The organism is Bradyrhizobium sp. (assembly GCF_049798375.1).
Lineage (GTDB): Bacteria > Pseudomonadota > Alphaproteobacteria > Rhizobiales > Xanthobacteraceae > Bradyrhizobium.
Map to the genome: position 1 here is coordinate 1 of NZ_JBARGP010000579.1, position 2,876 is coordinate 2,876.

Here is a 2,876-nt window from a genome sequence, read left to right on the forward strand (position 1 = left end):
CTGCTGTCCTGTTCGAGGTGCTGCGGCGGACAATCGAGCACCTCGCCGCGATCGGCGCTCCTGGTTTCAGTCCTGCAGATCGAAGCTAGTGAGTTCCTGCCGATCCGGCAGCACGGTCTGACGCTTATTGTTACCGACGAAGCCGAGATGCTTAGTCTCGTGCAGCTGCGACAGCTAATGCTCGCCCGCGCTGACGAGGTGATCGAATAAGGGCCCATGTCTGTTCATGTGCAGGTTTTCAGCTGCCGGGCGCGACAATCTAACCACGCGCTGTGATGACCGGCGGCTGAAAAGCGCCAAGGCACGAAGTCGCGGGAAGTTGGGCACTGGCCGGGCGGCGGGCGCTATGGAGATTTAATGTCGGTGCCGGGCTCGATGATAGGCGTGACGCTGGCAGGATTCGACCGGCGTGTCTGCAGGTACGGGAGGTCAGCAGCGTGCATTAGGTATTTCGGCGGGTGTTCGAAGCTCACCAACACGCGATCCGCGCACTGATGGATGCCATTGGGTTGAGCGAGATCGCCGCCGGCGTGGAGCCAGCGCATCGGACGGGGATGGCCGCAACGCTTGCAGGAGGTCTGGCTCATGAGGTGTCGATCCTGCTCGGTGTCGGCCGCCAGTTCGGCTTGCAGCCGGGCGCGAAGGTCTCGATGACGATCATGCGCGCGCCACAGCGCGGGCATGGCCAGGGCAGCACACGCGGCGTGTCCGGTGTAACATCGGGCTCTTGTTGGGGATCGGCAGCAGGTGGGGCGACATTGAGGAGTGTGCGGGCGGCTGCGATGCTCTCGGCGCGGTTGGTGGAGGCAAAGAGCCCGTAGTGGCGAATGCGGTGGAAACCCTTGGGCAGCACGTGGATCAGGAAACGCCTGATGAACTCGTGCGGCTGAAGCCGCATCGTCTTCCAGCGGTCGGGGCCGTTGACGCGATAATCTTTCCAGCGGAACGCGATCGCGTCGTCATCGGCTGCAACGAGGCGACGGTTCGAGATGGCGACCCGATGGGTGTAACGGGAGAGATAGCGCAGCACCTGCTGGGGCCCCGCGAACGGTGGCTTGCAATAGACCACCCAGTCGATGCGCCGCAGCGGAGCGATGAAGCGCTTGAACGTTCGCTTGTCGGCGAGCCCGGCATGGGTGTTGAAGAACTTCAACTCACCGGCGTTGTGCGCATGCATGAGCATCGCCAGCATTTTGCCCTGGAACAGGCGCGCCAGCACGTTGACATGGACAAGGAAGTTGTCGCGCGCGGCGACCCATCGCTTGTTATCGAGCGACAGCCCACCACCCGGCACGATCATATGCACGTGTGGATGATGGGTCATGGCCGAGCCCCAGGTGTGCAGCACCGCGGTTATACCGATCCGTGCGCCGAGGCGCTTGGGATCAGCGGCGATCGTAAGTGTCGTCTCGGCGGACGCCTTCATCAGCAGGTTGTAGACCACGCGCTTGTTCTGGAAGGCGATGTCACGCAGTTCGCTCGGCAACGTGTAGACGACGTGAAAATACGGCACCGGCAACAGCTCGGCTTCGCGGTCGGTCAGCCATCGGCGTGACGCCGCGCCTTGACACTTGGGACAATGCCGGTTGCCACAGGAGTTGTATGAGATATCGGTATGGCCGCACGCTGCGTTCTCGCAGCGTGCGACATGCCCGCCGAGCGCCGCCGTGCGACAGCGCTCGATCGCACTCATCACCTTCAATTGCTCGAGGCTCACATGGGAGCGGTTGGCCTCGCGCCAAGTCGGGCCGTGATCGCGGAGGATGTCCGCGACCTCCAGATCTGGTCGAGCCATGGCCGGCGTCGCTACGGCGCCGGCGGCTTCTTCCTGTCTCGCTTCGCACGCCTGCGACGCGGCGGGCTCAGGCCCTCCAGGGGACTCTCGATCTTGGCAATCATTCCGGTCGCCACGCGAACGTAGCGGGCCGTCGTCTCGAGCTTGGAATGTCCGAGCAACGCTTGAATCACGCGAATGTCCTTGCCGCGCTCGAGCAGATGGGTCGCGAAGCTGTGGCGAAGGGAATGTAGCGGAACCGTCTTGCGCAGCGCCGCGGCTTTGGCAGCCTCCTTGAACAGCCGGCCGAGTTGACGCGTGGTCATTGGCCGATGCTTACGGCGACCGGGAAACAGCCAGCGGTGTTCCGGCGTGACGCCGGCATCATGCGCGGTCGGCCGCTCCTTCCACCATTGCCGCAACAGCTTCAGGGCCTCCGACGGCAGCATCACATGCCGGTCCTTGCGTCCCTTTGACTGCACGATTCGGATGATCTTCTGCTCGCTGTCGATGTTGCCTGATCGCAGCCGCACCACCTCGCCAGCCCGCAGCCCACAACCGTAGGCCAGCGTTAGCATCGCTCGCGCCTTCAGGCTCGTCGCCATGGTCAGGACACGCTTGACCTCCTCAGGACTCAGCACCGGCGGCAGCCTCTCGGGCTCCTTGATGTGCCAGACCTCGGCCGCCAGATCGTGGCGACGGAGCGTGACGCGGAACAAGAACCGTACCCCGGTCATGATCCGATTGCGGTTGCAGATGCTGGTCCCGCTCTCGATGAGGTGTAGCTGAAATCGGCGTACCTCGTCGGGCGTTGCCGTATCGGGCGAACGCTTCAGCCAAGCAGCGAACCGCTTGCAACTGTAAATGTGGCCACGCTGCGTGTTTGGGTTGAGCTTGCGCGCAGCCATATCTTCGATCATACGCTGACGCAGCGGACTGACAGTGTTAGTCTCGCTCATGGGGAGCTCCATTCTGAGTGAGGGTTGTCAACACCTCGATTCTCAGGGTGGGGCTCCCCAGTGCTACTACTATCCTCTCAACCGGCCACAGGCCTCTCGGCTCTTGCTCCCGCGCAGCGGGCTGGAGCGCAGCGACTTTGTGC

The 2,876-nt window shown here is 63.2% G+C and carries 4 protein-coding genes; 1 reads left to right on the top strand and 3 read right to left on the bottom strand.

The genetic code is table 11. The annotated features are described in order from the left end of the window. Window positions 1-210 (top strand): hypothetical protein (locus tag WA702_RS23235; protein WP_425112902.1); only part of this gene is annotated, 210 nt, incomplete at its 5' end. Window positions 211-344: 134 nt separating this feature from the next. Here the strand turns inward: WA702_RS23235 and WA702_RS23240 are convergent. The 3 genes from WA702_RS23240 to WA702_RS23250 are packed head-to-tail and all read right to left on the bottom strand — an operon-like array spanning window position 345 to window position 2,733. Beyond that, on the bottom strand, window positions 345-587 hold the full coding sequence (locus WA702_RS23240) for a hypothetical protein (RefSeq protein ID WP_425112903.1): 243 nt from the start codon (window positions 585-587) through the stop codon (window positions 345-347). After that, on the bottom strand, window positions 584-1,795 hold the full coding sequence (locus WA702_RS23245) for an IS91 family transposase (RefSeq protein ID WP_425112904.1): 1,212 nt from the start codon (window positions 1,793-1,795) through the stop codon (window positions 584-586). The genes WA702_RS23240 and WA702_RS23245 overlap by 4 nt, the downstream gene beginning before the upstream one ends. Before the next feature lie 11 nt (window positions 1,796-1,806). After that, window positions 1,807-2,733: a tyrosine-type recombinase/integrase gene (locus WA702_RS23250; protein ID WP_425112905.1), complete on the bottom strand. Its 927-nt coding sequence runs from the start codon at window positions 2,731-2,733 to the stop codon at window positions 1,807-1,809. Window positions 2,734-2,876 lie beyond the last annotated feature (143 nt).

Coding starts and splice junctions, on each gene's coding strand:
- WA702_RS23245 (WP_425112904.1), bottom strand. CDS start 1,795: ATGGCTCGACCAGATCTGGAGGTCGCGGACATCCTCCGCGATCACGGC.
- WA702_RS23250 (WP_425112905.1), bottom strand. CDS start 2,733: ATGAGCGAGACTAACACTGTCAGTCCGCTGCGTCAGCGTATGATCGAA.
- WA702_RS23240 (WP_425112903.1), bottom strand. CDS start 587: ATGAGCCAGACCTCCTGCAAGCGTTGCGGCCATCCCCGTCCGATGCGC.